At 69.6% G+C, this 23,822-nt stretch carries 25 protein-coding genes; 11 read left to right on the top strand and 14 right to left on the bottom strand.

Annotation, left to right across the window (positions count from 1 at the left end):
* Positions 1-108 precede the first annotated feature (108 nt).
* A complete protein-coding gene (locus ABAZ39_RS05660; protein ID WP_144243463.1) occupies positions 109-393 on the bottom strand; it encodes a hypothetical protein in 285 nt (94 codons plus the stop codon).
* Positions 394-693: 300 nt separating this feature from the next.
* On the opposite strand from ABAZ39_RS05660, the gene ABAZ39_RS05655 reads away from it, so the two are divergent.
* Both ABAZ39_RS05655 and ABAZ39_RS05650 read left to right on the top strand, forming a co-directional pair.
* Positions 694-1,428 carry a Crp/Fnr family transcriptional regulator gene (locus ABAZ39_RS05655; protein WP_246653612.1) on the top strand — a complete coding sequence of 245 codons (735 nt, stop codon included), beginning with the start codon at positions 694-696 and terminating at the stop codon, positions 1,426-1,428.
* A 234-nt stretch (positions 1,429-1,662) separates the two neighbouring features.
* A complete protein-coding gene (locus ABAZ39_RS05650; protein WP_038527588.1) occupies positions 1,663-2,076 on the top strand; it encodes a response regulator in 414 nt (137 codons plus the stop codon).
* A 25-nt stretch (positions 2,077-2,101) separates the two neighbouring features.
* Here the strand turns inward: ABAZ39_RS05650 and ABAZ39_RS05645 are convergent, their stop codons facing one another.
* Positions 2,102-2,809 (bottom strand): Crp/Fnr family transcriptional regulator, encoded by a 708-nt coding sequence (locus ABAZ39_RS05645; RefSeq protein ID WP_038527586.1) that lies wholly within the window; start codon positions 2,807-2,809, stop codon positions 2,102-2,104.
* Between the two features lie 162 nt (positions 2,810-2,971).
* Here ABAZ39_RS05645 and ABAZ39_RS05640 point away from each other — a divergent pair, with 162 nt between their 5' ends.
* Positions 2,972-3,385 (top strand): hypothetical protein, encoded by a 414-nt coding sequence (locus ABAZ39_RS05640; protein WP_014240695.1) that lies wholly within the window; start codon positions 2,972-2,974, stop codon positions 3,383-3,385.
* Here ABAZ39_RS05640 and ABAZ39_RS05635 read toward each other — a convergent pair.
* Positions 3,357-3,896, bottom strand: a complete 540-nt coding sequence (locus ABAZ39_RS05635; protein ID WP_038527584.1) for an isoprenylcysteine carboxyl methyltransferase family protein — start codon at positions 3,894-3,896, stop codon at positions 3,357-3,359. The two genes, ABAZ39_RS05640 and ABAZ39_RS05635, sit on opposite strands and share 29 nt — an antisense overlap.
* 11 nt (positions 3,897-3,907) lie before the next feature.
* Positions 3,908-4,957 (bottom strand): type III polyketide synthase, encoded by a 1,050-nt coding sequence (locus ABAZ39_RS05630; protein ID WP_038527582.1) that lies wholly within the window; start codon positions 4,955-4,957, stop codon positions 3,908-3,910.
* 166 nt (positions 4,958-5,123) lie between these two features.
* On the opposite strand from ABAZ39_RS05630, the gene ABAZ39_RS05625 reads away from it, so the two are divergent.
* Positions 5,124-5,849, top strand: a complete 726-nt coding sequence (locus ABAZ39_RS05625; RefSeq protein WP_051657822.1) for a DUF502 domain-containing protein — start codon at positions 5,124-5,126, stop codon at positions 5,847-5,849.
* A gap of 21 nt (positions 5,850-5,870) precedes the next feature.
* Here the strand turns inward: ABAZ39_RS05625 and recG are convergent, their stop codons facing one another.
* The 4 genes from recG to cobU form a co-directional block, all read right to left on the bottom strand.
* Positions 5,871-7,952 (bottom strand): ATP-dependent DNA helicase RecG, encoded by a 2,082-nt coding sequence (recG, locus tag ABAZ39_RS05620; RefSeq protein WP_038527581.1) that lies wholly within the window; start codon positions 7,950-7,952, stop codon positions 5,871-5,873.
* Between the two features lie 367 nt (positions 7,953-8,319).
* A complete protein-coding gene (locus tag ABAZ39_RS05615; RefSeq protein ID WP_038527579.1) occupies positions 8,320-9,777 on the bottom strand; it encodes a cobyric acid synthase in 1,458 nt (485 codons plus the stop codon).
* A 3-nt stretch (positions 9,778-9,780) separates the two neighbouring features.
* Positions 9,781-10,392: a cob(I)yrinic acid a,c-diamide adenosyltransferase gene (gene cobO, locus ABAZ39_RS05610; RefSeq protein ID WP_038527577.1), complete on the bottom strand. Its 612-nt coding sequence runs from the start codon at positions 10,390-10,392 to the stop codon at positions 9,781-9,783.
* Positions 10,389-10,913, bottom strand: coding sequence for a bifunctional adenosylcobinamide kinase/adenosylcobinamide-phosphate guanylyltransferase (gene cobU / locus ABAZ39_RS05605; protein WP_038527575.1), 525 nt, complete (start codon positions 10,911-10,913; stop codon positions 10,389-10,391). Before cobU ends, cobO begins: the two co-directional genes overlap by 4 nt.
* A gap of 208 nt (positions 10,914-11,121) precedes the next feature.
* On the opposite strand from cobU, the gene ABAZ39_RS05600 reads away from it, so the two are divergent.
* The 3 genes from ABAZ39_RS05600 (at position 11,122) to ABAZ39_RS05590 (ending at position 12,927) form a co-directional block, all read left to right on the top strand.
* The gene (locus ABAZ39_RS05600) at positions 11,122-12,117 is read left to right on the top strand and encodes an extracellular catalytic domain type 1 short-chain-length polyhydroxyalkanoate depolymerase (protein ID WP_247881632.1); all 996 of its coding nucleotides are present in this window, start codon (positions 11,122-11,124) and stop codon (positions 12,115-12,117) included.
* Positions 12,118-12,203: 86 nt separating this feature from the next.
* Positions 12,204-12,479 carry a hypothetical protein gene (locus ABAZ39_RS05595; RefSeq protein WP_038527573.1) on the top strand — a complete coding sequence of 92 codons (276 nt, stop codon included), beginning with the start codon at positions 12,204-12,206 and terminating at the stop codon, positions 12,477-12,479.
* A 64-nt stretch (positions 12,480-12,543) separates the two neighbouring features.
* A complete protein-coding gene (locus ABAZ39_RS05590) occupies positions 12,544-12,927 on the top strand; it encodes a hypothetical protein (protein ID WP_038527571.1) in 384 nt (127 codons plus the stop codon).
* A gap of 16 nt (positions 12,928-12,943) precedes the next feature.
* On the opposite strand, the gene ABAZ39_RS05585 is transcribed toward ABAZ39_RS05590, so the two are convergent.
* Positions 12,944-13,402, bottom strand: coding sequence for a hypothetical protein (locus ABAZ39_RS05585; protein WP_038527569.1), 459 nt, complete (start codon positions 13,400-13,402; stop codon positions 12,944-12,946).
* Between the two features lie 163 nt (positions 13,403-13,565).
* Between ABAZ39_RS05585 and ABAZ39_RS05580 the strand changes: the two genes are divergently transcribed.
* Together ABAZ39_RS05580 and arfB are read left to right on the top strand one after the other, a co-directional pair.
* Entirely contained in the window at positions 13,566-14,219 is a 654-nt protein-coding gene (locus ABAZ39_RS05580) for a DsbA family oxidoreductase (RefSeq protein WP_038527567.1), read from the top strand.
* Positions 14,219-14,638: an alternative ribosome rescue aminoacyl-tRNA hydrolase ArfB gene (arfB, locus tag ABAZ39_RS05575; RefSeq protein WP_014240675.1), complete on the top strand. Its 420-nt coding sequence runs from the start codon at positions 14,219-14,221 to the stop codon at positions 14,636-14,638. The genes ABAZ39_RS05580 and arfB overlap by 1 nt, the downstream gene beginning before the upstream one ends.
* A 6-nt stretch (positions 14,639-14,644) precedes the next feature.
* Here the strand turns inward: arfB and ABAZ39_RS05570 are convergent, their stop codons facing one another.
* Complete coding sequence (locus tag ABAZ39_RS05570; protein WP_014240674.1) at positions 14,645-15,088, bottom strand: PRC-barrel domain-containing protein; 444 nt, start codon at positions 15,086-15,088, stop codon at positions 14,645-14,647.
* 157 nt (positions 15,089-15,245) lie between these two features.
* Here ABAZ39_RS05570 and ABAZ39_RS05565 point away from each other — a divergent pair, with 157 nt between their 5' ends.
* Positions 15,246-17,126, top strand: a complete 1,881-nt coding sequence (locus ABAZ39_RS05565; protein ID WP_038527563.1) for an AI-2E family transporter — start codon at positions 15,246-15,248, stop codon at positions 17,124-17,126.
* Between the two features lie 3 nt (positions 17,127-17,129).
* On the opposite strand, the gene ABAZ39_RS36410 is transcribed toward ABAZ39_RS05565, so the two are convergent.
* The 4 genes from ABAZ39_RS36410 to ABAZ39_RS05545 form a co-directional block, all read right to left on the bottom strand.
* Positions 17,130-18,113 (bottom strand): ACT domain-containing protein, encoded by a 984-nt coding sequence (locus ABAZ39_RS36410; RefSeq protein WP_081862893.1) that lies wholly within the window; start codon positions 18,111-18,113, stop codon positions 17,130-17,132.
* 4 nt (positions 18,114-18,117) lie between these two features.
* Positions 18,118-21,744: a transcription-repair coupling factor gene (gene mfd / locus ABAZ39_RS05555; RefSeq protein WP_038527561.1), complete on the bottom strand. Its 3,627-nt coding sequence runs from the start codon at positions 21,742-21,744 to the stop codon at positions 18,118-18,120.
* 10 nt (positions 21,745-21,754) lie between these two features.
* On the bottom strand, positions 21,755-22,057 hold the full coding sequence (locus ABAZ39_RS05550; RefSeq protein ID WP_038530795.1) for an FAD assembly factor SdhE: 303 nt from the start codon (positions 22,055-22,057) through the stop codon (positions 21,755-21,757).
* Between the two features lie 132 nt (positions 22,058-22,189).
* On the bottom strand, positions 22,190-22,981 hold the full coding sequence (locus tag ABAZ39_RS05545; RefSeq protein ID WP_038527559.1) for a crotonase/enoyl-CoA hydratase family protein: 792 nt from the start codon (positions 22,979-22,981) through the stop codon (positions 22,190-22,192).
* 199 nt (positions 22,982-23,180) lie between these two features.
* Here ABAZ39_RS05545 and ABAZ39_RS05540 point away from each other — a divergent pair, with 199 nt between their 5' ends.
* On the top strand, positions 23,181-23,777 hold the full coding sequence (locus ABAZ39_RS05540) for a hypothetical protein (RefSeq protein ID WP_038530793.1): 597 nt from the start codon (positions 23,181-23,183) through the stop codon (positions 23,775-23,777).
* The last annotated feature ends 45 nt before the right edge of the window (positions 23,778-23,822 follow it).

Genomic DNA, 23,822 nt, shown 5'->3' with positions numbered 1-23,822 from the left:
CCACACCCACCCATCGGATCATCGGCCCGGATCGCAAGCATGAAGAGAGCCCCGCCGGAATGGCGGGGCTCTCTTCGTTTCGCCCGGAAAGGCGTCCCGTGCGCGTTCTCAGTCCTGGGAACCGCCGTCTGCCATCTGCCCGATCCCGATCTGCACCGATGCGGGATGGGTGGCGTTCACCTGAATCATCAGGCGCTCGACGATCTGCAACGCCAAGCGATGCAGGTTCGGGTCCTCGCCCTTTGGATCGCGATTTTGGTGGGCGGCAGCGGCGTCCTCGAGCGCTGCATGCGCTTCCTCGAGCCGTAAGACACCGCGTTCCACCAATGCGAGCATAAGGGATTCACAAATCGAGAGGGCAGCCAGTCCCGCCGCATCCCGCTCCGCCGCCATGCCGCCCCCCGCACTCATCTGTTACCACCGACGGCCGTTCAAAACCCCATACGGCCAATGCCACCAACAGTTTTGTATATGATCCCTCACCTGTCCGGTCGAGAAAATCTAACCCCCATTAACCTATGTTATAGATGGTTTTATCGTTTGGCTTAATCGTTCGAGGCCGCCCGGAATTGGGCTGGCAGTGGCACTCGCTTCGGGGCCATAACAATTGGACGATCAAAGGCTGGAACAGAAATGACCCGCGCCCAGGCCAACATACCGTCATCTCCACTGGGGCGCAAGATAACCAGTTACATGAGCCTGACAGACGAGGAGAAGAGTTTCCTCAACGAGTTGGAGCGCAATGTTACCCGGCACGGTTCGCGTTCTGATCTGCTTCAGCAGGGAGAACGCTACGGTTGCGTGCGGGTGATGCGCAAAGGTTGGGCAATCCGTCACAAAGCGCTTCCCGACGGGCGGCGGCAGGTCGTCAATTTTGTCCTGCCCGGGGATATCATCGGCTTTTACTGCAACCTGTTCGAGACGGCGGACCATGGCGTCACCACCCTGACCCCGGCGGAGGTCGCCAACTTCCAGCCGGAACGAATCATCGAACTGTTCAAGCTCTTCCCCCGTCTGGCCGCCGCCCTCGCCTGGTCGGGCGCCAAGGAGGAGGCGATCATCGCCGAACGCCTGCTCAGCGTCGGGCGCCGCACCGCGCTGGAGCGCACGGCCCACCTGATCGTGGAACTGTTGCGGCGGCTGAGCATCGTCGGGCTGGTCGAGGAGGGGCGCTTCACCCTGCCGGTCACCCAGGAAATCCTGGCCGACGCGCTGGGGCTCAGCATCGTCCACATCAACCGGACGCTCCGGCGGTTGCGCGACATCGGGCTGATCGATCTGGCCGGGCAACAAATCACCGTTCACGATGTGAAGCAGCTCGCCTCGGTCGGCCAGTTCGACGAGCTGTACCTGCATCTGATCCAGGCGCCCAAACAGCTGGAGCACGCCTTGGACGCCAAGTCCGACCGGAAGCGCGCGGGGGACTGATCGGATTTGCGATCCTCTTCGATATCCCCTTCCGATTAACCTATGACAATGCGTCGGCGCGCCGTTCGATATAGAATCTTAATTACCTGCACAGATAACCAAGCAGACGGACCACGGAGCGGACAGCGGCCACCCCCGCAACAGCTTTCCCAAACAGGCCGGACGGGCGGTATCGGGCAACCGGCATCGCCGTCCCGCTGTTCACCGGTTTCCCCGCTGTTCATTGGATAACGCATGACCGACGCCCCCCTCGCCGGCCGATCCGCAAGCTCCGGCACACTGACCGTCGCCCTTCTCGAGGACGACATGGTGCTGTGCCTGTGCATGGAAACCCTGTTCGAGGATTGGGGAATGGTGTTGGTCAGCGCCCCGACGCCAGCCGCGCTGCTGGACGCGCTGAACGGCGGGGCGCTCCCCGACATCCTGGTCGCCGATTACCATCTGGGACGTCACGGCAAGGCGCCGGAATCGGTCAGGGAGGTTCTGGCGGACGTCGGTTCCGCCCTGCCCGTCATCATCACCACCGGCGATGAATCCGTGGCCACCAAGGCGGAGATCCGCGCCGCGGGCTGGCATTTCCTGCCCAAGCCCTACGATCCCGAATCGCTTCGCGCCCTGATCCTCACCGTTCTGGGGCGGGAGGACTGAGGGGCCGTTTCCAGGCAGCGTTCCGTCAGGCGCCGGCCCGGACGTCCTCCACCAACGCTTCCAACCGGTCCAGGTCGCGGACGACCAGCGCGTCGGCCCGCCGCTCCACCAACCCATCGCGGGCGAGGTCGTTCAGCACGCGGGCGACCGTTTCGCGCGCGGTGCTGACCCGGCTGGCAATGTCGGCATGGACGGGGATCGGAGCGATCACCGCCGTCGCCCCTTCCACCCGCCCCCGCTTGGCGAGCCGCAACAGTTCGGCGTGAACACGGTTGTTGGCGCCCAGCGTCGACAGTTCCATCACCCGGTCGGTGGCGATGCGGACGACCCGGCACAGCCGCCTCATCACCGCCATGGCGAGGTCCGGGTGACCGGACACCAGTTCCTGAAAGGGCCGGGGCGCCAGGAAGGCGATCAACGTCCCCTCCTCCAAGGCCATCGCGGAGGCCGAGCGGGGAAGCCCGTCGATGGCAGCCATCTCGCCCAGGAAGCCGCCGGCCTCGATGTCGTCGAAGCTGATCTCGCGCCCCGCCGGGGAATGGCTCAACACCCGCACGCGCCCCTGGACCACCAGCGCGACGTCCCGCGACTCGCCCTGGTGGTCGATGATCTGCTCGTTCGCGTGGAAGCGGCGCCAGCGGCACTGGCGCGCCACGGCGGCGCGCTCCTCCGCGGACAGCGGGCTGAGAAGCGTGATTTCATCCAGCCGGGAAGCTCCAGCGTCGGCAGGCACGGGGTCGCATCCTTTTCTGACAACCGCCCTCAAGCGCAGCGCGGAGCATAGCCGGGCCTGCGCAAAGGTGGAACCGTCTCCCTCCAACGGGTGGCGCTAACGTCCCGTTAACCCTGAAAGCGGCAGAACGGACGGGACGCGCCCACCGGAATTGAGAGAGCCATGTCGTTCCAACTGCCCTCCGGCCCCGTTCCCCGCAGCCTGATCCCCTACGCCGGCCGCGTGGATTCGCAACGCCTGCTGTCGGTCGTCGCCATCCCCTTCGCCGCGGCCATCGCCATGGCGACCGCCGTGGCGGCGATGGGCGGCGTGACCGACCCCATCGCCGAGGCCGGCGGGCCGATGTACTTCGTCCTGAACTTCGTGAAGTTCTGCTATCTGGCGGTGTCGATGGCCCATCTGTCCGGTGCCCTGGCGGAGCGCGCCAACGGCGGCCTGCCCGCCGGCCTGTGGCTGGACGAGATGGACCGCGAGGAACCCGAGTCCCGCGAATCCTTCTGGCATGCCTTTCCGAACCACCTCGACGGGGCGGCCATTGCCGGCTGCGTCACGATGCTCTGCTTCCTGCTGACCTGAGCGCGCGCCGTCCGGACAGCGCGCCGTCCTCGACACGGATGCGGTGCAGGGTCAGCGGCACGTTCAGCAGCGTGGCCAGCACCGCGATCCACCACGCCCCGAAGACCAGGGGCAGCACGGCCAGTTCGCCCGCCACGACCAGATAGTTGGGGTGGCGGACCCAGCGGAACGGCCCGCGCCGCACCAGCGGCGCGCCGGGCAAGGTGACGATGCGGGTGGTCCAGAACCGCCCCAGTGTGGCGATCACCCAGACCCGCCCGGCCTGGAGCAGCACGAACAGGGCGAGCAGCCAGCCGTTGACCGGCGCGTCCGCCGGAACGACGGCGAACAGCAAGGCCAACCATCCGGCGTGCAGCCCGACGAACAGCGGGTAATGGGCGGCCCCGACCTCCTGCGCTCCCTCGGCCAGCAGGCGGCGCGTGTTGCGTTGGGCGACGACGAGTTCGCCCAAGCGCTGGGCGGCGACCAGCAGCAGGATGACGTGGGGCCAGCCCAGCGGCAGCGTTTCCATTCCAAGCGCTCCTAGAGGTCGACCTGGGCCATCGCAGCCGTGAAGCCCGGGCCGAGCGCGGTCATCAGATGCGGGCCGCGGGCGCCGGACGCGATGCGCCGCTCCAGCACGAACATCACGCTGGCCGCCGACATGTTGCCGCAGCGGCGCAGCACCGCCCAGGCGTCGTCCAGCCCGGCGGACACCGGGGTGCAGACCTCCTCCAGCGCGTGCAGCACCTTGGCGCCGCCGGGGTGGACGATCAGCCCGACGAGATCGCCGCGGGCCAGCCGCCGCCGATCCAGGAAGCCGTCGAGCACCGATTCCAGCCGGTTGCGGATCAGCGCCGGGATGCTCTGGCTGAAAATCACGCCGAGACCGTCATCCTCGACCCGCCAGCCCATTACGTCCTGCGTTCCCGGCCAGGTGTGTTCCGCCCCATCCACGAGGCGCGGTTCTTCTCCCTCTGCATCGGCGCGCAGCACCGCCGCCGCCGCGCCGTCTGCGAACAGGGCGCTGGCGACGACGTTGGTCGGCGTCGCTTCGGCCGCGCGGAAGGCCAGTGTGCAAAGCTCGACCACCAGGAACAGCACCGTCCGCCCCGCCATCGCCTGGGCGATCTGCCCGGCGCGGGTCAGCCCCAGCACGCCGCCGGCGCAGCCCAGCCCGAACAGCGGCAGACGCACCGTGTCGGGGCGGAAGCCCATGCGCTCCAGCAGAAGGGCCTCCAGGCTGGGCGTGGCGATTCCGGTGGTCGAGGCGCAGACGATGGCGTCCACGTCCTGCGGCCTCAGGCCGGCATGGGCCAGCGCCCGCCCCGCCGCTTCCTCCAGCAACGCCAGAGCGCCGTCTCGGAAGGCGGCGGTGCGCTCCGGCCAGCCGCGCGGTTCCATGTACCAGTCGATGGGCATGACCGCGTGGCGGGTTTCGATGCCGGTGTTGGCAAAGACCGGCACCAGCCGTTCGAAGTCGCGCATTCGCGGCCCGAAGACGGCCCGCGCGACGCCGAGCGCCTCGTCCTGGCCGAGACGATGGGGCGGCAGGGCCGTGGCGAGCGAGAGGATGCGGGGGGTGTGGGTCATCCTCAGCGATGTGATGCGCGCGGGGGTGGCGGACCAGCCCTCCGGAGGGAGTTCCTTCGCTTTCTCCCCGACGACTCTTTCCCGTCGTCCGATACGTCGTTGTGGATTGAGCAGGAGCCATGTCCTGTATCACTATAGCGGGCGTCGGATTTTCGGGGGTGGGGCGGTGGATCGGAACGAGCAGGACAGCCAGAGCGCGGCGGACGAGAGCACGTCCCACCGGCCCGCCGGCATCGGGCTGATGGGGCGGCTGCGCGCCTATTTCCTGGCGGGCGTTCTGGTGACGGCGCCGATCGCGGTCACGGTCTATCTCGGCTGGTGGCTGCTGGCCTTCATCGACGGGCATGTGCGCCCGCTGATCCCCTCCGCCTACAATCCCGAGAATTACCTGCCCTTCTCGATCCCCGGCATCGGGGTGCTGACGCTGATCATCGTGCTGACCCTGATCGGCGCCTTCGCCGCCGGCTATGTCGGGCGGCTGGTGGTGCGCATCGGCGAGGGCGTGGTGGAGCGCATGCCGGTCGTCCGCTCCGTCTACGGGGCGGTGAAGCAGATCGTCGAGACGGTGCTCGCCAAGAAGTCCAAGGCCTTCCGCGAGGTGGTGTTGGTCGAGTTCCCGCGCCATGGCATGTGGTCGCTCGGCTTCATCACCGGCGGCGCCCATCCGGAGATCCAGAAGATCTCCGAAGAGGAGATGGTGCACGTCTTCATCCCCTGCGCCCCGCCGACCGCCGGCTATCTGGCGATCCTGCCGCGGCGCGAGGTGACCGTTCTGGACATGACGGTGGAGGACGGGCTGAAGCTGGTGATGTCCGGCGGCATCGTCACCCCACCCGACCGCAAGCCCCGCGAGGTGAAGGCCGCGCTTCTGGACGAGCGCAAGCGGGCGTGAGAATGTCCTGACACGCTTTACTTACCCCGACCGCAACGTCTTGGCCGCCGCGTCCCGTTCGAACAGGTACAGCAACGTTCGCAGCGCCTGACCGCGCTCGCCAGCCAGATCGGGATCGCGATCCACGATCAGCTTCGCGTCGTCGCGGGCCGCCCCCAGCAGGTCGCCGTGCACCGCCAAATCGGCCATGCGGAACTCCGGCAGGCCTGACTGGCGGGTGCCCAGCACCTCGCCGGCGCCGCGCAGCCGCAAATCCTCCTCGGCGATGACGAAGCCGTCCTCGGTGTCGCGCATCGTCTTCAGCCGGGCGCGCGCCGTCTCGGTCAGTTGCGGGTCGAACATCAGCAGGCAGGAGGACGGCTTCTCGCCGCGCCCCACCCGGCCGCGGAGCTGGTGAAGCTGGGCGAGGCCGAAGCGTTCGGCGTGCTCGATCACCATGACGGTGGCCTCGGGCACGTTCACCCCGACCTCGATGACCGTGGTGGCGACCAGAACGTCCAGGTTGCCGGCCTGGAAGGCGGCCATCACCGCGTCCTTGTCCGGCCCGCGCATCTTGCCGTGGACCAGCCCCACCCGGTCGCCGAAGGTGGCGCGCAGGAAGGCGTGACGCTCCGTCGCGGCGGCGAGGTCGGTCTGTTCCGATTCGTCGACCAGCGGGCAGACCCAGTAGACCCGCGCGCCCTCCTGCACCTTGCGGTGGATGCCATGGACCACCTCCTCCAGCCGGTCGAGCGCGATGGTCACGGTCTGGATCGGCTTGCGCCCCGCCGGCTTCTCGGTCAGGCGCGACACGTCCATGTCGCCGTAGGCGGTGAGCGTCAGCGTGCGCGGAATCGGCGTCGCCGTCATCACCAGCACGTCCACCGCCCGCCCCTTGGCGGAGAGTTGGAGCCGCTGGTGGACGCCGAAGCGGTGCTGCTCGTCGATCACCGCCAGCGCAAGGTCCTTGAAGGCAACATCCTCCTGGAACAGCGCGTGGGTGCCGACCAGCAGCGGCAGCTCGCCCGAGGCCAGACGGTCCAGCACAGCCTGCCGCGCCTTGCCCTTGTCGCGCCCGGTCAGCAGGGCGAGGTCCACCCCCGCCGCCTTGCACAGCGGGGCGAGGCTTTCGGCGTGCTGGCGGGCCAGGATCTCGGTCGGCGCCATCAGGGCGGCCTGATGGCCGGCCTCCACCGCGTTCAGCATCGCCATCAGCGCGACCACCGTCTTGCCGCTGCCGACGTCACCCTGGAGCAGGCGCAGCATCCGCCGCTCCGCCGCCATGTCCTCGTAAATCTCCGCCAAGGATGTGGCCTGGGAGTTGGTCAGCGAGAAGGGCAGCGCCGCGGCCACCTTGGCGCGCAGCCGCCCGTCGCCTTGGATGACGCGGCCCGACAGGCGGCGCTGCTGCATGCGGACCAGCGTCAGGGCGAGCTGGTTCGACAGCAGCTCGTCATAGGCCAACCTTCGGCGGATCGGGTTGGTCGGGGCGAGGTCGGCCTCGTCCTCCGGCGTGTGGGCGCGGCGGATCGACTCGTGCCACGTCGGCCAGCCGTTGCGCGACCGCCACGCGGCGTCCTGCCATTCCGGCAGTTCCGGCACGTCGTTCAGCATGGCGCGCACGGCCTTGCGCAGCGTCTTGGCCGGAAGCCCGGCGGTCATCGGATAGACCGGCTCCACCGCCTCGATCTCGTCCTTCGACTCCAACGGGACCACGGCGTCGGGGTGGGTGATCTGCGGCGTGTCGTGGAACCACTCGACCTTGCCGGACACCACCACCGTCTTGCCGACCGGCATCTGCCGTTCCAGCCAATCGCCCTTCACATGGAAGTAGATCAACTCCAGCACGCCCGTCTCGTCGGTGCAGCGGACCTTGTAGGGATGGCGGGAATTGTGCGGGGCGGCGTGCGAATCGATGCGCACCGTCATGGTGGCGATCCGCCCGTTCGGCGCCTCGGCGATCTTCGGGGCGTAGCGGCGGTCGATGACGCCGCACGGCAGGTGCCACAGAAGGTCCACGACCTGCGGACCGGCCAGCTTTTCGACGAGCTTGCCCAGCCGGGGACCGAGGCCGGGGAGCGCCGTCACCGGGCGGAACAGGGGGAAGAGAACGACGGGACGCACGGGAATGGAGTCTCGGCAGCGGGGATACGGGGGCCTGTGGCACCCATTCAAGCCCGCCGAGGGGGCTCCGCGTCAAGCGCGGCGGTTTCCGAAAAAGGCCGGGGAGGGAAAAGAAGACGGCGGTGTGCAAGGGTTCGGGGGGAAGCCTGGGCGGGGGACGCCGATCCAAGGCAAAAACCCGATGCACACCGCCGCAAGAAACGATCCGAGGGTATGCGGGAACATTCCGGATCGTGTGTGGCCGGCGGCGGGAACCGCCGGTGGATGACTCGCCAGTAATCAAACGTCGTCAATGACTGCAGTTGTAGCGTCGCCCGCCTGACCCCAGCGTTGCGGGATCATGAAATCCGTTTCATGAAGCTGCCGCTCACCGCGCCGCGGCCAGCAGGGTGTCGATGTCCACATGCTCCTCCAGCCGGGCGGCGATGCGGTCGAGCGCCTGTTCGACCGTCGCCGCGTAGGATTGGCCGGACGCCTCACCGCCCAGCCCCGCCAGGAAGGCGGCGCGGAAGCCGTCCGTCCCGAACAGTCCGTGCAGGTAACAGCCCATCACCCGCCCGTCGGCGGACACCGCGCCATCCGTCTGACCGTTCGCCAGGGTCAGCATCGGGCGGGCGCGGTCCGGCCCCTCCGTGCGGCCCATGTGCATCTCGTAGCCGGCGACCGCGGCCCCCGTGGCGGCCTCCGTCCCGGTTGCCTCCTCCAGCACCTTCGGCCCCTTCAGCACGGTGTCCACCTCCAGCAGGCCCAGCCCCTCGGCCTCGCCCGGCGGCCCCTCGATGCCGTCCGGATCGGCGATTCGCCGGCCGAGCATCTGGTAGCCGCCGCAGATGCCCAGCACCCGCCCGCCGCGCCGGCGATGGGCGGCGAGATCGACGTCCCAGCCCTGGGCACGCAGCACCGCCAGATCGGCGATGGTCGCCTTGCTGCCCGGCAGGATGACCAGATCGGCGTCGCCCGGCAGCGGCTGGCCGCGCGGCACCATGGACAGGGCCACGTCCGGCTCCTGGGCCAGCGGGTCGAAATCGTCGAAGTTGGCGATGCGCGACAGCATCGGTACGGCGACGCGCAACCGCCCCCCGGAGCGGGTCTTCCAGGTGTCCAGCGCCACCGCGTCCTCCGCCGGCAGCAGGGCGGCATCGACCAGCCAGGGCACGACGCCGAAGCTCGGCCAGCCCGTGCGCTCCGTGATGACCGAGAGGCCACCGTCGAACAGCCGCACGTCGCCGCGGAACTTGTTGATGAGGAAGCCGGCGACCAGCGCCCGCTCCTCCGGTGGAATCAGGGCGTGGGTGCCGACGAGGCTGGCGATCACCCCGCCGCGGTCGATGTCGCCGACCAGCACCACCGGCACGCCGGCCGCGGTGGCGAAGCCCATGTTGGCGATGTCGCCGGCCCGCAGGTTGACCTCGGCCGGGCTGCCCGCCCCCTCGACCACCACCACGTCAGCCTCGGCCTTCAGGCGCTCGAAGCTGTCGAGCACGGTGGGGAGAAGCTGCCCCTTGCGCGACTGGTAGTCGCCGGCCCGCGCCGTGCCCGCCACGACGCCGCGCACCACCACCTGGGAGCCGACGTCCGACTGTGGCTTCAGCAGCACCGGGTTCATGTGGACGGACGGCGCTACCCCGCAGGCCCGCGCCTGGAGCGCCTGGGCGCGCCCGATCTCCCCGCCGTCGGCGGTGACGGCGGCGTTGTTGGACATGTTCTGCGGTTTGAAGGGCCGCACGGTCAGGCCGCGGCGGACCAGCGCCCGGCACAGCCCGGCCACCAGAAGCGACTTGCCGACGTCGGAGCCGGTGCCTTGGAGCATGATCGCGCGCGGCATGGCTCAGAACTCGATGCCCGGCTGGGCCTTGATGCCCGCCTGGAAAGGGTGCTTGACCAGCGTCATCTCGGTCACGAGGTCGGCGGCCTCGATCAGCTCCGGCTTGGCGGTGCGGCCGGTGACCAGCACATGCAACCCCTCACGCCGCCCGGTCAGCACCGGAAGCACCTCCTCCACCGGCAGATAGCCCATGCGCAGGACGATGTTCAGCTCGTCCAGCACGACGAGGCTGTATTTCGGGTCGGCCATCAGTTCCTGCGCCTTGGCCCAGGCGGCCTTGGCGGCGGCGATGTCGCGCTCGCGGTCCTGGGTCTCCCAGGTGAAGCCCTCGCCCATCGTGAAGAAGTCCACGAGGTCGTCGAAGCGCTCCAGCGCCACCGTCTCGCCGGTGGACCAGGCGCCCTTGACGAACTGCACCACCCCCACCCGCATGCCGTGCCCGGCGGCGCGCAGGATCAGGCCGAAGGCGGCGGTGGACTTGCCCTTGCCGTTGCCGGTGTTGACCATCAGCAGGCCCTTCTCCTGCGTCTTGCTGGCCATCACCCGGTCGTGCAGCGCCTTGCGCCGCTTCATCTTCTCGGCGTGGCGCTCGTTCTGGTCGGCGTCTTCGGTCATGGTGTCTCTCCCTTCAGCAGCAGCGGCAGCCCGGCGGCGACAAAGGCCACCCGCTGGGCCACGGCGGCGATGTCCTGATGCAGCCGCCCCGCATGGTCGCGGAAGCGGCGGGCCAGCGCGTTGTCCGGCACGATGCCCAGCCCCACCTCGTTGGAAACCAGCACCACCCGCCCCTCCACACCGGCCAAAGCGGCCAGCAGCTCGGCGGAGCGGACGGGCACGTCGGCGTCGGCCATCATCAGGTTGGACAGCCACAGCGTCAGGCAATCGACCAGCACGCCCGTCCCGGCACCGGCGTGGCGGCGCAGCGCGCCGGGCAGGTCGAGCGGCTCCTCCACCGTCGTCCAGCCGGGGCCGCGGTCCTCCTTGTGACGGGCGACGCGGTCGGCCATCTCGGAGTCCCAGACCTGGGCCGTGGCGATGTAGACCCGCGGGCCGGGCGATGCGGTCACCAGTCCCTCGGCGTAGCGGCTCTTGCCGGAGCGGGCGCCGCCCAGGACGAGGGTGATGTCGGTGCTCATGACGGTCGGCTCACCTGGACGCTTGCGGGTATTGGGCGACGCTTGGCGGACGGGCGCTTGCGGAACCGGATGGTTAGCGCAGTTGGCGCCCCGGCGCAAACCGCCATGGAGTTGCCGGAGCGGAGTGCAGATCGGAGGTTGTCCTCCGCCACCTCCGTCCCGTACCATCCGCCGCCTTCCCTCCCGAACGATCCCGGAGCCGCCGATCGTGACCGACACCACCCGGCCCCGCCCGGCCCTGGCCCGCGCCGCAGCCTTCCTCCGGCGCCTCGCCGGCAAGCTGTTCCGCCGCGGCGCGCCCGTCCCTCCGCCCCCGCCGAAGCCCGTCCCCGTGACGGAGCCGATGGAATCCGGGATCTTCACCGGCGACTCCGGCTCGCTCGCCTATCGGCTGTTCGTGCCGAAGGGTGTGGCGGCGGGCCCCCGCCCACTGCTGGTCATGCTGCACGGCTGCACCCAGTCGCCGGAGGACTTCGCCGTCGGAACCCGCATGAACCGTCTGGCCGAGGAAGCCGGCTGCCTCGTCCTTTATCCGGAGCAGACCCCCGCGGCGAATGACAAGAAGTGCTGGAACTGGTTCAACCCCGACCACCAGCGCCGCGAGCGCGGCGAACCGGCGCTGATCGCCGGAGCCACCCGGCAGGTCCTGGCGGAGCAAGGGGCCGACCCGCAGCGCGTCTACGTCGCCGGGATTTCCGCGGGCGGGTCCGCCGCGATGGTCCTGGTGACGACCCACCCCGACCTGTTCGCCGCGGTGGGCGTCCATTCCGGCCTGCCCTACGGCTCGGCCAGCGGCGTGCCGTCCGCCCTGCTGGCGATGAAGGCCGGCTCCTCGCCCGGCCAGCGTCCGGCAGCCGGGGCTCCGGTGGTTCCGGCCATCGTCTTCCACGGCGACGCGGACAAGGTCGTGCACCCGCGCAACGGCGACCATGTGATGGCGCAGGCCACCGCCAACGCCGAGGGACTGACCGCGAAGACCGAGGAGGGACAGGCACCCGGCGGGCGCGGCTTCACCCGCACCGTCCACAAGGACCGCGATGGAGCAACGCTGTTCGAGCAGTGGATCGTCCACGGCAGCGGCCACGCCTGGTCTGGCGGCAGCCCGGACGGCACCTACACCGACCCGCAGGGGCCGGACGCCGCGCGGGAGATGCTGCGCTTCTTCCTGTCCCACCGGCACGCCGAGCCCGCAGAAAGCTCGTGAGTCCGCGGTTACCACTTTTGCACAGCCGAATTCGCGACGTCCGTGCCATAAACTTCCTCAGCACCCACCAGCCCACCGATCCGGCCATGCGCGTCACCGCTCTCCGCCTCGCTGCCCTCGGCGCCCTCGCGCTGTGCCTGTCGGCGTCGCCCACGGTCCAGGCCGCCAACGTCTCCGCCGGGCAGGCCGAGGCGAAGGAGGCCGCCAAGTCGCTGGGCAACTGCACGCCCGCCAAGGTGGAGGTGATGAGCTACGTCACCGGCCGATCCGGCCAGACCGTGTTCAAGGTGGGCTGCACGGAGGACAAGGACACCTTTGTGCTGGTGCAGTGCCGGTCGCGAATCTGCACGCTGCTGCGCTGATTCACGGCTTCTTAATGAGGTTCGCCTGGAATCGGATCGAACACGGGACGGGGTGCGAAGGGTGATGAGGCTCGCTCAGTCAATCGCGGTGCTGGCGTTGGCGGTGGTCCCGCTCGGCGCTTGCGGCGGGCCGATGATGGTCGCCAGCCTCGGCGCCGATCTTGCTTCCGTCACCAGCACCAAGAAGACGCTTGGTGATCACTTGGTGTCCGCCGCAACCGGGCGCGACTGCTCGTCCGTGTCCTTCTCGGAAACCGGGCATTACTGCCCGGAGAAGGTGTACGTCGACCGTTCCCGTGTCTATTGCTACAAGACGCTGGCCGATGTGGATTGCCACCACATCCCCGACCCCCACCGCAACGGCCACACGGCCCTGGCGAGCCCGCCGCCGGACATCCGGCCGGAACCGCGGCAGCCGGGCTGGATCGAACGGATGACGGCGGAGTAAGCCCCCGCGCCGTTCCTCAGCGCATCTTCTTCGCCACGAAGGCCTTGGCGAGGGTCATCATCGCCTTTTCATGGCTGACGCCGCCCTGCCCGCCCTTGCCGGCGGGAACCACCATGGTGGCGGACTTCACCGGAGCGGGTGAACCGGCGCGGCCACGCGGCGCCGGTGCGTCCTCACCGGGATCGCGGCCGAGGCGGCTCAGCACGTCGGCCAGCGCCTCCTTGCTCAGCGCCGAATCCGCGGAACCACGGGACCGGCCCGGCTGCGCGGGCGCAGACCGGCTGGGCGCCGACGGGCGGACGCCCCGCTCGATCGCCGCCGCGGCGATGGCCTTCAGGAAAGGCTGCGAGATGCCCAGCAGGAGCTGCGGGTCCTCGACCGCCCAGGCCATCAGAAGCTTCTGCGCGGTCGCCCGGCTCCCCTTGGCCGCCACCAGCGCGTCGCGCACCTTGCCGTCCACATAGGAATTCGCCATCGCCACACGCCTCCGACCGCCGCGGACGCTCATCCGCGCAACAGGGCGACTCTCCGGCGGCAAGGGTTAACAAAGGGTTGCAAAGGCGGTTGCCCGAACGCGGCAGGGCGCCCCATGGGCAGGGCGGTTGCGCGGCGGGGCGGGAATGGGGGATAGTGGGCCTATGCTGATCGAAACCTATGCCGACCTGATCTGCCCCTGGTGCTACATCGGAAAGCGGCGGCTTGCCCGCGCCCTGGCCGACCGGCCCCGCGTCCAGGTGGAATTGCGCTGGCAGCCCTTCCAGCTCAACCCGGACATGGCGGCGGGCGGCATGGAGCGCAGCGCCTATCTGGCGGCCAAGTTCGGCGGCACGGAGCGGGCGCGGCAGATCCATCTGGTGGTCGAGGAAACGGCGGAGCGCGACGGCCTGCCGCTGCGGCTGGACCGCATCCGGCGCACGCCCAACAGCTTCGACGGTCACCGGCTGATCCGCATCGCCACCCGCCACGGGCTGGGCGACCGGATGGCCGACGCGCTGTTCCACGCCTATTTCGTGGACGGGCTGGACATCGGCGACCGCGACACGCTGGCCGCGACCGCCGCCGGCCTGGGCTTCGATTTCGCGGAGATCAAGACTCTGCTGAACGGCGATGCGGAGACCACGGCGGTCTTCAATGCCGACGCCACGGCGCGCCAGCTCGGCCTTCAGGCGGTGCCCTGCTACATCTTCAACCGGCGTTACGCGCTGTCCGGCGCGCAGGAGCCCGCCAGCTTCCTCCCGCTTCTCGACCTCGGGGTGGAGGAGCAGGAAGGCGTGACGGCGGCGGCCGACTGATGATCCGGGTCACCCCGCGCATCAGCCTGGACGAGAGCGAGCTTCAGGAAAGCTTCATCCGCGCGTCCGGTCCCGGCGGCCAGCACGTCAACAAGACGGACAGCGCCGTCCAACTGCGCTTCGACGTGGCGGCCTCGCCGAACATCCCGGACGACGTGAAGGCCCGGCTGGTCCGGCTGGCCGGCTCGCGCATGACGGCGGCGGGCGTGCTGATCATCGTCGGCGACACCTACCGCAGCCAGCTGCGCAACCGCGAGGACGTGCGGGAGCGGCTGATCGACCTGATCCGCGACGCGACGGTGGTGCCGAAGAGCCGCCGCCCGACCAAGCCGACCCTTGGCTCCAAGAAGCGTCGCCTGGAGGCCAAGGGTCAGCGGTCGGACATCAAGCGTCTGCGTTCCGGCAAGCCGGAGGACTGACGCCGCTTAGTGCGGGGTCTTCTGACGGTTCAGCGAGACCATGTTCCCGCCATACTGGAACTCCGGCAGGTTGGCGAACTGGTCCTTGGTCAACTGGGTCGCCACGAGGGCGTCCTGCTGCTGGTTGTAGCGGACGTTGTCGATGTCCAGCGCGACGTTGTGCCCGCCGATGCCCATGATGCCGCCGGTCGAGACCACCAGCTGGCTCGGGCGGTTGCTGCGGTTGAACAGCACGTCCTCGACCTGCCCCACCTTCTGCCCGTCATAGGCGACGACCGACTTGCCCAGCATGGCCTGCGGCTCGATCCGCGAGGCGGTCTGGAGCGATTGCTCGGACATCGGGCGGGATGCCTGCTCGCTTCCCCCACCGAACCAGCTCGACGTCTCGGCGCAGCCCCCCAAAGCCAAAAGCGCGACCGCCGACAGGACCGGAACAGCAACCTTACGCATAGCCCCCTCCTTCTGACGAGATAACCACGCGGGTTTAAACAGGCCGTCGACCGCAATCGTCACGGTGTCTTGCGGCGATCACGCCCGACGCGCCGGAACGCGCCGCGTCCGGCCGCGTTCTGCACTCTCTCAACTCTCCCCCGAGGCTCCGCAGATCATGGCCGAAGACACCGCCCGCCGGTTGCAGGCCCGCCCCATTCCGGTGCCGAAGGCCGCCCCTCCCGCCTCCACCCAGACGACGCTGCTGGTCATCGCGCTGGTGGTGGCGACCCTGTATCTGGGAAGCGACATCCTGGTCCCCATCGCGCTGGCGGTGCTGCTGACCTTCGTCCTGGCGCCCATCGTCAGCCGGTTGGAGCGGCTGCGCCTGGGCCGGGTGCCCTCGGTGCTGGCTGTGGTCGTGCTGGTTTTCGCGGGGATTGCCGGCTTCGGCATGGTGGTCGGCGGGCAGATCGCCGATCTCGCCAACAACCTGCCCAGCTACCAGAAGAATGTGCATGACAAGCTGGATTCGCTGCGCTCCCGCGCCACGTCGGCGGGCAGCGGCGGGGTGGTGCAGCAGGCCACCGAAGCCTTCCGCGACCTGAAGCAGGGTCTGGAGCAGGTGACCGGCGACACCCCGCCCGCCGCCACGGCTCCGACCAGCGCCCTGCCCGCCCCCGGCGCCGGCGCCGCGCGGGAGCCGGTGCCGGTGCGGATCGAGCAGGACGGCTCCGACGCGCTGACCATCATCAGCGACGTGCTGGGGCCGGCCATGGCCCCGGTCGCCACGGCGGGCATGGTATTGGTCTTCACCATCTTCATGCTGCTGCAGCGCGAGGATCTGCGCGACCGGCTGATCCGGCTGGCCGGGTCCGGCGACCTCAGCCGAACGACGGAGGCGATGAACGACGCGGGCGAGCGGGTCAGCCGCTATCTGCTGATGCAATGCGTGGTCAACGTCACCTACGGCCTGCCCATCGGGATCGGGCTGTGGCTGCTCGGCGTGCCGAATCCGCTCTTGTGGGGCATGCTGGCGACGGTGCTGCGCTTCATCCCCTTCCTGGGGCCGGCGATCGCCGCGGCCTTCCCGATCCTGCTGTCCTTCGCGGTCGATGCGGGATGGACCCTGCCACTGCTCTGCATCGCCCTGTTCGTGGCGGTGGAGCTGTTCTCCAACAACGTGGTGGAGCCCTGGCTCTACGGCTCGGCCACCGGTCTGTCGTCGCTGGCGATCATCGTCGCGGCGGTGTTCTGGACGACGCTGTGGGGGCCGGTCGGGCTGCTGCTGGCGACGCCGTTGACCGTCTGCCTCGTCGTGTTGGGGCGGCACGTTCCGCAGCTTCATTTCCTGGAGGTGATGCTGGGCGACCGGCCGGTCCTGCCCGACGAGGCCAAGCTGTACCAGCGTCTGCTCGCCCGCGACCCCATCGAGGCCATGGAGATCGCCGAGGAGAAGATGAGCAAGGGCGGGTTGGTCGAGGCGGGACACGGCCTGCTGATTCCCACCCTGTCGCTGGCCGAGCAGGACCGCCAGCGCAACCGCCTGAATCCGGAAGGGCGACAGGCGGTGGCCGAGGGCATGACGACGCTGCTGGACGAGATGATGGAGTCCTCGCCGCCTGCCGCGGAGGACACGCCGCTGGTGCTGTGCATCGGCGCCCGCAACGACCTGGACGAGGCGGCGGCGGCTCTGCTCGGCCACATGCTGCGCCCACGCGGGCTGCGCGCCGACGTGATCCCCTGCGAGAAGGTGTCCGTCCGCTCCATCGCCGCTCTGGCCCCGACCGGCGTGTCGGCGGTGGTGCTGTCCTACCTGAACCCGTCCGCCCTGTCGCACGCCCGTCGGCTGGTACGCCGGTTGCGCCTGCATTTCGGCCCGAACGTGCCGATCCTGCTTTGCCTGTGGAGCGCCCATCCCGAAGCGGACGCGCCCGAGCACGCCATATCCCAGACCACCGCCGACCGCGTCGCCACCAGCCTGACCGGCGCCGTCACGCAGTTGGAGGAGCTGGGCGTGCTCGCCGTCGTCGAAGCGGAGAAGGCCTCTCAGGCATAAGGGTCAGGACGGCGCCACGACGGTGCAGACGCGCTTCAGCGCGTCGGCTGCGCGCTCCACGTCCTCGTCACGCACCAGCACGTAATCGGTGTCGTAGGTGGACATGGCGAAGATCGGCACCCGCGCCTGGGCCAGCGGCACGGCGATGCGCGCCAGCACCCCGAACAGGGAAAAGTCCAGCGGCCCCTCCACCTTGAAGGCGCGCCAGCCACGCTCCGCCGTCACGCCCTCCGGCACGCGGGACTCACGGCAGAGAATCGACAACTCCTCCCCCGTGCGGGTCGCGCTGACCAGCGGGTCGGTCCAGTCGAGCCAGCCGGGCATCCCGTCCCCCGGCGCCAGCCGCGCCACCGCCAGCCGGTCGGGCAGGACCGATAGGGTCAACGGCTTGGTCTCCGGCAGCAGGGCGGCGTCCAGGGTCGCGCGATCCACCTCGAACGGCTTCAGGATGCGTTTGGCCCGTGCGGCCAGCGACGGGATGCGCGAGCGCATGGCCCGGCCCAGCATGTCCGCCGCGACCGGGCGAAGCTCCGGATCGTCCGCCGCCAGATCGACCATGGCCTGAAGCGCGGCGCTCTGCACGATCCGGCTGGCCCGGTTCTCGAACCAGCCTTCCAGAAGCGCCACGGCGCGCCCTCGCTGCTCCTCCGTCAGGGTCAGGCGGGGAAGGATGGCCGCCAAGTGCCAACGCACCTCCGCCTGCTCGATCGCCGCGGCGTCGGTCAGCAGCCGTTCGGCGAAGGCGTCCAGCGGACGGGCATCGCCGCGCGACACCCGGTCCAAGGCGTCGGCGGCGCGCATCCGCACCCCGGCGTCGCCGTCGAACAGGCAGGCGACCAGTTCCGGCAGCCGGGCGGGATCGGCGGCCACCGCCTCCGCCACCGTGGGAATGCTGCCGAAGGCCCGCCGGTCGCCGCCGAGCGCCAGGGCCTTCGCCAGGCCCTTGTCCCTGGGCCCGATATCCTTGGGCCCCCCATCCTTTTTCATCGCCTCAGCGCCGCCCGAAGGGACGCGAGGGAATGTTCCGCCCGAACTTCGACCCGGCCTTCAGCGCGCTGGGACGCGGCGGCGGTGGAGGCGGCGGTGGCGGAGGCGCCTCGCCCTTTGGCACGGCGCCGCCGCCGGCCATCTGGGCGAGATCGCTCATCAGCCGGTTGACGCCGCGCACCCGCTGGGCCTCATCGGCCCATTCGCGGGTGTAGACCAGCTTGTGGTCGGGCCGCAGCTTCATCAGGCTCATCTGCTGGCTGATGTAGGTCAGCAGCTTGGCCGGCTCGGCGTAGCTGTTGTTGCGGAAGGTCAGAACGGCGCCCTTCGGCCCGGCGTCCACCCGTTCCACCCCCGCCTGACGGCAGAGCTGCTTGATGGTGACGACGTCCAGCAGGTTCTCCACCTCGCCCGGCAGCTTGCCAAAGCGGTCGATCAGCTCCGCCGCGAAACCGTCGATCTCCGCCCGGTCCACCAGATCGGCGATGCGGCGGTAGAGCGACAGGCGCACCGTCAGGTCGGGGACATACTCCTCCGGGATCAGCACTGGGGTGCCCAGGTTGATCTGCGGGGTCCAGGGCTGGTCCTCCGCGCCGCTCGGCACCTGCCCGTCCATGTTGGCGCGGGCGTTGGCGACGGCCTCTTCCAGCATGTGCTGGTACAGCTCGACGCCGACCTCCTTGACGTGGCCCGACTGCTCCTCGCCCAGCAGGTTGCCGGCGCCGCGGATGTCCATGTCGTGGCTGGCCAGCTGGAAGCCGGCGCCCAGGCTGTCCAGCGTCTCGATGACGTGCAGCCGCTGCTGCGCCGTGCCGGGCAGCGGCTTGTTCGGCGCGTAGGTGAGGTAAGCGTAGCCGCGCACCTTCGACCGGCCGACGCGCCCGCGAATCTGGTAGAGCTGGGCTAGGCCGAACATGTCCGCCCGGTGCACGATCAGCGTGTTGGCGTTGGGGATGTCGATGCCGCTCTCGATGATGTTGGTGGCGAGCAGCACCTCGAACTTGCCCTCGTCGAAGGCGGTCATCACCTCTTCCAGCTCGCTGGCCGGCATCTGGCCGTGGGCGGTGACGATCTTCACCTCAGGCACCAGCTCGCGCACCCGCTCGGCGACCTTGGGCAGGTCCTCCACGCGGGGGCAGACGTAGAAGGTCTGGCCGCCCCGGTAATGCTCGCGCAGGATGGCCTCGCGCACCACCACCGGGTCGTAGGGCAGCACGAAGGTGCGCACCGCCAAACGGTCCACCGGCGGGGTGGCGATCAGCGACAGCTCGCGCACGCCGCTCAGCGCCATCTGGAGCGTGCGCGGGATCGGCGTGGCGGTCAGCGTCAGGACGTGCACGTCGGCGCGCAGCTCCTTCAGCCGCTCCTTCTGCTTCACGCCGAAATGCTGCTCCTCGTCGACGATGACCATGCCGAGCTGCTTGAACTGCACGCCCTTGCCAAGCAGCGCGTGGGTGCCGATGACGATGTCGGCGGTGCCCTCCGTCAGCTCCTGCTTGACCTTGGTCTGCTCCTTGGGCGTCACCATGCGCGACAGTTGCACGACGCGCAGCGGCAGCCCGGCGAAGCGCGTCGTGAAGGTCTTGAAGTGCTGCCGCGCCAGCAGCGTGGTCGGCACCACCACGGCGACCTGCTGGCCGCTCATGGCGACGAGGAAGGCGGCGCGCAGCGCCACCTCCGTCTTGCCGAAGCCGACGTCGCCGCAGACCAGCCGGTCCATCGGACGGCCCGAGCCGAGATCGGTGAAGACCTCCTCGATGGCCTTCAGCTGGTCGTCGGTCTCCGGATAGGGGAAGCGGGCGGCGAATTCCTGATAGACGCCTTCCGGCGTGTAGACCGGATCGGCCTTCTTCAGCATGCGCTCGGCGGCGATCTTCAGCAGCGCCTCGGCCATGTCCTTCAGGCGCTTCTTGACGCGGGCCTTGCGGCCCTGCCAGCCGGCCCCGCCCAGCTTGTCGAGCTGCGCATGCGCGTCCTCCGACCCGTAGCGGGTCAGCACCTCGATGTTCTCGACGGGGACGTAGAGCTTGTCGCCGCCCTCGTAGATCAGCCTCAGGCAGTCGTGCGGCGCCCCGGACACCTCAAGCGTCTCCAGCCCGTCGTAGCGCCCGATGCCGTGGTCCATGTGCACCACGAGGTCGCCGGAGGCCAGCGCCGTGTATTCGGCGATGAAGTTGGCGGCCTTGCGCTTCTTCTTCGCCGCCGGGCGGACGAGGCGGTCGCCGAGGATGTCCTGCTCGGTGATGACGGCCATGTCGGCGGAGGTGAAGCCGTGCTCCATCCCCAGCACGATCATGCCGATGATGTGGCGGTCGAAGCGGCGGACGTCCTCGACGCTCTCCGCCGGCTCCAGCCCCGGAATGCCGTGGTCGCCCAGCACCGTCATCAGACGGTCGCGGGAGCCCGCGGAATAGCCGGCCACCAGCACGCGCCGCCCGTCGGCCCGCAGCGCCCGGATGTGGTCCTTCACCGCCTCGAAGACGTTGACGTCGGGGCGAGCCCGCTCCTCGGCGAAGTCGTGGCCGCGGCGCCCGCCGGCGTCCAGCGTTCCCTTGATGCCCGGCGGCGTGCCGAAGGGCTGGAGCTGCGCCACGGCGTGGGCGGCGAACAGGTCGTCCCAGGCCTGGGCGTCGAGGAACATCATGCCGACCGGCACCGGCTTGTAGACCGGCGAGCCCGTCCGCTTCTCGATGACGATCATGCTCTCGCGGGAGGCGTGGAAGTCCACCACCTGCGCGATGCGCGAATCGCGCGCCTCCGTCGCCTGATGGTCCAGCGACAGGATGGCCTTGGGCATGTAGGCCAGCAGCGATTCCATCGTCTCGTGGAACAGCGGCAGCCAATGCTCCATGCCGCCGTACTTGCGCCCGGCGCTGATCGCCTCGTAAAGCGGGTCGTCGTCAGTGACGGCGCCGAACAACTCCCGGTAGCCGGAGCGGAAGCGGGCGATGCCGGCCTCGTCGAGGAAGACCTCCGACATCGGCTTCAGGTCGACGCCGTCGCGCTTGTCCGTGGTGCGCTGCGACATCGGGTCGAAGCTGCGCACGGCCTCCAGCTCGTCGCCGAACAGGTCGAGGCGCAGCGGCTCGTCGGTGCCCGGCGGAAACAGGTCGACGATGCCGCCGCGCACGGCGAACTCGCCCGGCTCGCGCACCGTCTGGGCGCGGGTGTAGCCGTTGCCGGCCAGATAGCGCTGCAGCTTCTCCAGGTCGATTCGGTCGCGCAAGCGTGCCGAGAACACCGCGTCGCGGAAGGCGGCGCGGGGCGGCACCTTCTGCACCATGGCGTTGACGGTGGTCAGCACGACCAGCGGCGGCGCGTCCGCCTTGCGCGCCATAAGGCGGGTCAGCGTGTCGATGCGCTTCGCCACGATGCCGCCGTTGGGCGACACCCGGTCGTAGGGCAGGCAGTCCCAGGCCGGGAAGACCTGCACCTCCAGCGACGGCGCGAAGAAGGCCAGCGCCTCCGCCAGCTGGGCGGCGCGGGTGTCGTCGAGCGCGACGTGGAGGAGTCCGGCGCTCCCCGCCCGCTTGGCGAGGTCGGCGAGGACGCGGGCGTCATGACCGGCGGGGGCGCCGCCGACCAGAAGGCGGCCGGAGCGTCCCGGCTGCAACTGTTCGAAGCTGGGCAAGGATCGGGCCTCAGGACCCCTGACGGGGCGTGTAGCGGAACTTGGTCAACAGCTGCATGACGTCGGTGTCATGCTCGGCGGGCAGCGGCTCGCGCCCGGCGTACCAGTTGTAGAGGTCGGGGTCGCTGAGTTCGAGCAGCGCCTCGTAACGGTCGAGCTGCGCGTGGTCGAAGTCCGGGACGTGAGCGTCGGCGAAGCTGCCGATCAGCAGGTCCATCTCGCGCATGCCGCGGTGCCACGACCGGAAGCGCAGCCGCTTGCGCCGGTTTTCCAGGGACTCGCCGCTCTCGGACAGGGTGTTCTCGTCGCTCATGCCATCCACGCCAAAAAGCCCCGGCCCCGGAAGATAGGGGGCGGAGCGGTCCACATCCACCCCCGCATCCTGCACACCGGCGCGCCCGCGCGCAAACCGAAACGCCGGACGATCCCCCGGAAGGAGCTTGATTCAGCGCGCCAGCCACGCCTCCAGCCCGTCGCGCAGGTCTGCCCCCGGCGCCAGCCGGGCGAAGCGTTCCGTCTCCACCGCCAGCCCTTCGCCGATGGTCATGTTCAGCCCACGGGTCACCGCCCCCAGGATGCCGGACACCGCCGCCGGGGAGTGTCGGACGATCCGCCCGGCCAGTTCGAACGCCGCGGGCAGCAGCGCGTCATGGGCCACCACCTGATTGACCAGCCCCACCGCCAGCGCCGTCGCCGGCGGGAAGGCGTCGCCGGTCAGCAGCCATTCCAACGCCCGCTTCCGCCCGGCGTTGCGGGGAAGCCGCTGCGTTCCGCCGAAGGTCGGCATCATGCCGAGCTTGATCTCCGCCTTGGAGAAGGTCGCCCGCTCGCTGGCCACGGCGAGGTGTGCCGCCTCCAGGATCTCGCAACCGCCGCCGTAGCAGATGCCGTTGACCGCGGCGATGATGGGCTTGGGGAAGGCCTCGATCCGCGCGCACAGGGTCTGGCCGGGCCGGAAGGCGCGCACCGCCGCCTCCGGTCCCCGTCGGACGGCCGGGGTGAACTCCGCGATGTCCGCCCCGGCGGAGAAGGCCCGCTCCCCGGCGCCGGTGACGATGATCGCCCGCACCGCCGCGTCGGCCTCCAGCGCGTCCAGCGTGTCGAGCATGGCGGCGGCCAGCGCCGTGCTGATGGCGTTCAGCTTGGCTGGGCGGTTCAGGGTGAGGGTGGCGATTCCCCCGGCGGTGACGCACAGCACGGGGTTGGCGGGGTCAGCGTGTTTGGTCGTCAGGGACATGGCGCGTTCCTTTTGTCCTGCGTTTGGGATGCCCCACTGTCGAGCCCGAGCCACGCTCCTGACAAACGAGTACGCCGCGTGTTCGGGTGAGCAACGCTCATCTGAAACCGGGCCTCCGCCGCAGGCCAAAGCGTCACCTTGACAGAATCACGACAGTTGGTACACTGAACAGTCCCAGCCACTTGTCGTGGAGGTCGCCATGACCGACGGATCGATCGGACGCCCGGAACCCCTGGTCCGCTCGGCTGGCGTGGTGGAGCGCACCGGCAGCGCGACCGACCGCAGGAAACGGCGACAGAATCGGCAGGACCTGCAACAGCAGGAACGCGAGCAGCAGGAGCGCCGCGACCAGGACGAGGCCAACCACAAGCGGCGGCGCCTCTACGACCTGCTGTTCGACGAGATCGATGAGCTGGACACGCTGAACGCCGGGCAGCGGGCGCGCATCAAGCAGAATCTACGCGCGCAGCTCGCCAACCGCCGTCCGCCGCCGCACCTCGCCCCCAACCTTGCCCAGCCGCCGCCGGCGGACGAGGACATCGAACGCATCGCGGCGGAACTCCTCGAAAAGGCCGTCGCGGCCCACTCGGTCGATCACGACCACATCGTCGACATGGCGGCGCCGACTCATCCGGCGCTTCCGCCCGGACAGACGGCGGAGAATGTGGCGCTCGCCAACCAGCTCCGCGATTGCCTGGAACAGCGGACGACGACATCGCGGCGCGTCGCCGTGTATCTGCGCCTGCTCCTGACGCTCGAAGGCGCCTTCCGTCCGCATCTGGTGGTGGACGCCTGACCCCAAGCCCACCGCGGGTGCGATGCGCGAATTCGGAGAAAGCCC

This window comes from Azospirillum argentinense, from assembly GCF_000632475.1.
GTDB lineage: Bacteria > Pseudomonadota > Alphaproteobacteria > Azospirillales > Azospirillaceae > Azospirillum > Azospirillum baldaniorum.
This window is presented reverse-complemented; position numbering and strand designations above follow the sequence as displayed.

Excerpts from the sequence above, each read along its gene's own strand:
- ABAZ39_RS05660 (WP_144243463.1), bottom strand. The coding sequence starts at position 393 with ATGGCGGCGGAGCGGGATGCGGCGGGACTGGCTGCCCTCTCGATTTGT.
- ABAZ39_RS05655 (WP_246653612.1), top strand. The coding sequence starts at position 694 with ATGAGCCTGACAGACGAGGAGAAGAGTTTCCTCAACGAGTTGGAGCGC.
- ABAZ39_RS05650 (WP_038527588.1), top strand. The coding sequence starts at position 1,663 with ATGACCGACGCCCCCCTCGCCGGCCGATCCGCAAGCTCCGGCACACTG.
- ABAZ39_RS05640 (WP_014240695.1), top strand. The coding sequence starts at position 2,972 with ATGTCGTTCCAACTGCCCTCCGGCCCCGTTCCCCGCAGCCTGATCCCC.
- ABAZ39_RS05635 (WP_038527584.1), bottom strand. The coding sequence starts at position 3,896 with ATGGAAACGCTGCCGCTGGGCTGGCCCCACGTCATCCTGCTGCTGGTC.
- ABAZ39_RS05630 (WP_038527582.1), bottom strand. The coding sequence starts at position 4,957 with ATGACCCACACCCCCCGCATCCTCTCGCTCGCCACGGCCCTGCCGCCC.
- ABAZ39_RS05615 (WP_038527579.1), bottom strand. The coding sequence starts at position 9,777 with ATGCCGCGCGCGATCATGCTCCAAGGCACCGGCTCCGACGTCGGCAAG.
- cobO (WP_038527577.1), bottom strand. The coding sequence starts at position 10,392 with ATGACCGAAGACGCCGACCAGAACGAGCGCCACGCCGAGAAGATGAAG.
- cobU (WP_038527575.1), bottom strand. The coding sequence starts at position 10,913 with ATGAGCACCGACATCACCCTCGTCCTGGGCGGCGCCCGCTCCGGCAAG.
- ABAZ39_RS05595 (WP_038527573.1), top strand. The coding sequence starts at position 12,204 with ATGCGCGTCACCGCTCTCCGCCTCGCTGCCCTCGGCGCCCTCGCGCTG.
- ABAZ39_RS05590 (WP_038527571.1), top strand. The coding sequence starts at position 12,544 with ATGAGGCTCGCTCAGTCAATCGCGGTGCTGGCGTTGGCGGTGGTCCCG.
- ABAZ39_RS05585 (WP_038527569.1), bottom strand. The coding sequence starts at position 13,402 with ATGGCGAATTCCTATGTGGACGGCAAGGTGCGCGACGCGCTGGTGGCG.
- ABAZ39_RS05580 (WP_038527567.1), top strand. The coding sequence starts at position 13,566 with ATGCTGATCGAAACCTATGCCGACCTGATCTGCCCCTGGTGCTACATC.
- arfB (WP_014240675.1), top strand. The coding sequence starts at position 14,219 with ATGATCCGGGTCACCCCGCGCATCAGCCTGGACGAGAGCGAGCTTCAG.
- ABAZ39_RS05570 (WP_014240674.1), bottom strand. The coding sequence starts at position 15,088 with ATGCGTAAGGTTGCTGTTCCGGTCCTGTCGGCGGTCGCGCTTTTGGCT.
- ABAZ39_RS05565 (WP_038527563.1), top strand. The coding sequence starts at position 15,246 with ATGGCCGAAGACACCGCCCGCCGGTTGCAGGCCCGCCCCATTCCGGTG.
- ABAZ39_RS36410 (WP_081862893.1), bottom strand. The coding sequence starts at position 18,113 with ATGAAAAAGGATGGGGGGCCCAAGGATATCGGGCCCAGGGACAAGGGC.
- ABAZ39_RS05550 (WP_038530795.1), bottom strand. The coding sequence starts at position 22,057 with ATGAGCGACGAGAACACCCTGTCCGAGAGCGGCGAGTCCCTGGAAAAC.
- ABAZ39_RS05545 (WP_038527559.1), bottom strand. The coding sequence starts at position 22,981 with ATGTCCCTGACGACCAAACACGCTGACCCCGCCAACCCCGTGCTGTGC.
- ABAZ39_RS05540 (WP_038530793.1), top strand. The coding sequence starts at position 23,181 with ATGACCGACGGATCGATCGGACGCCCGGAACCCCTGGTCCGCTCGGCT.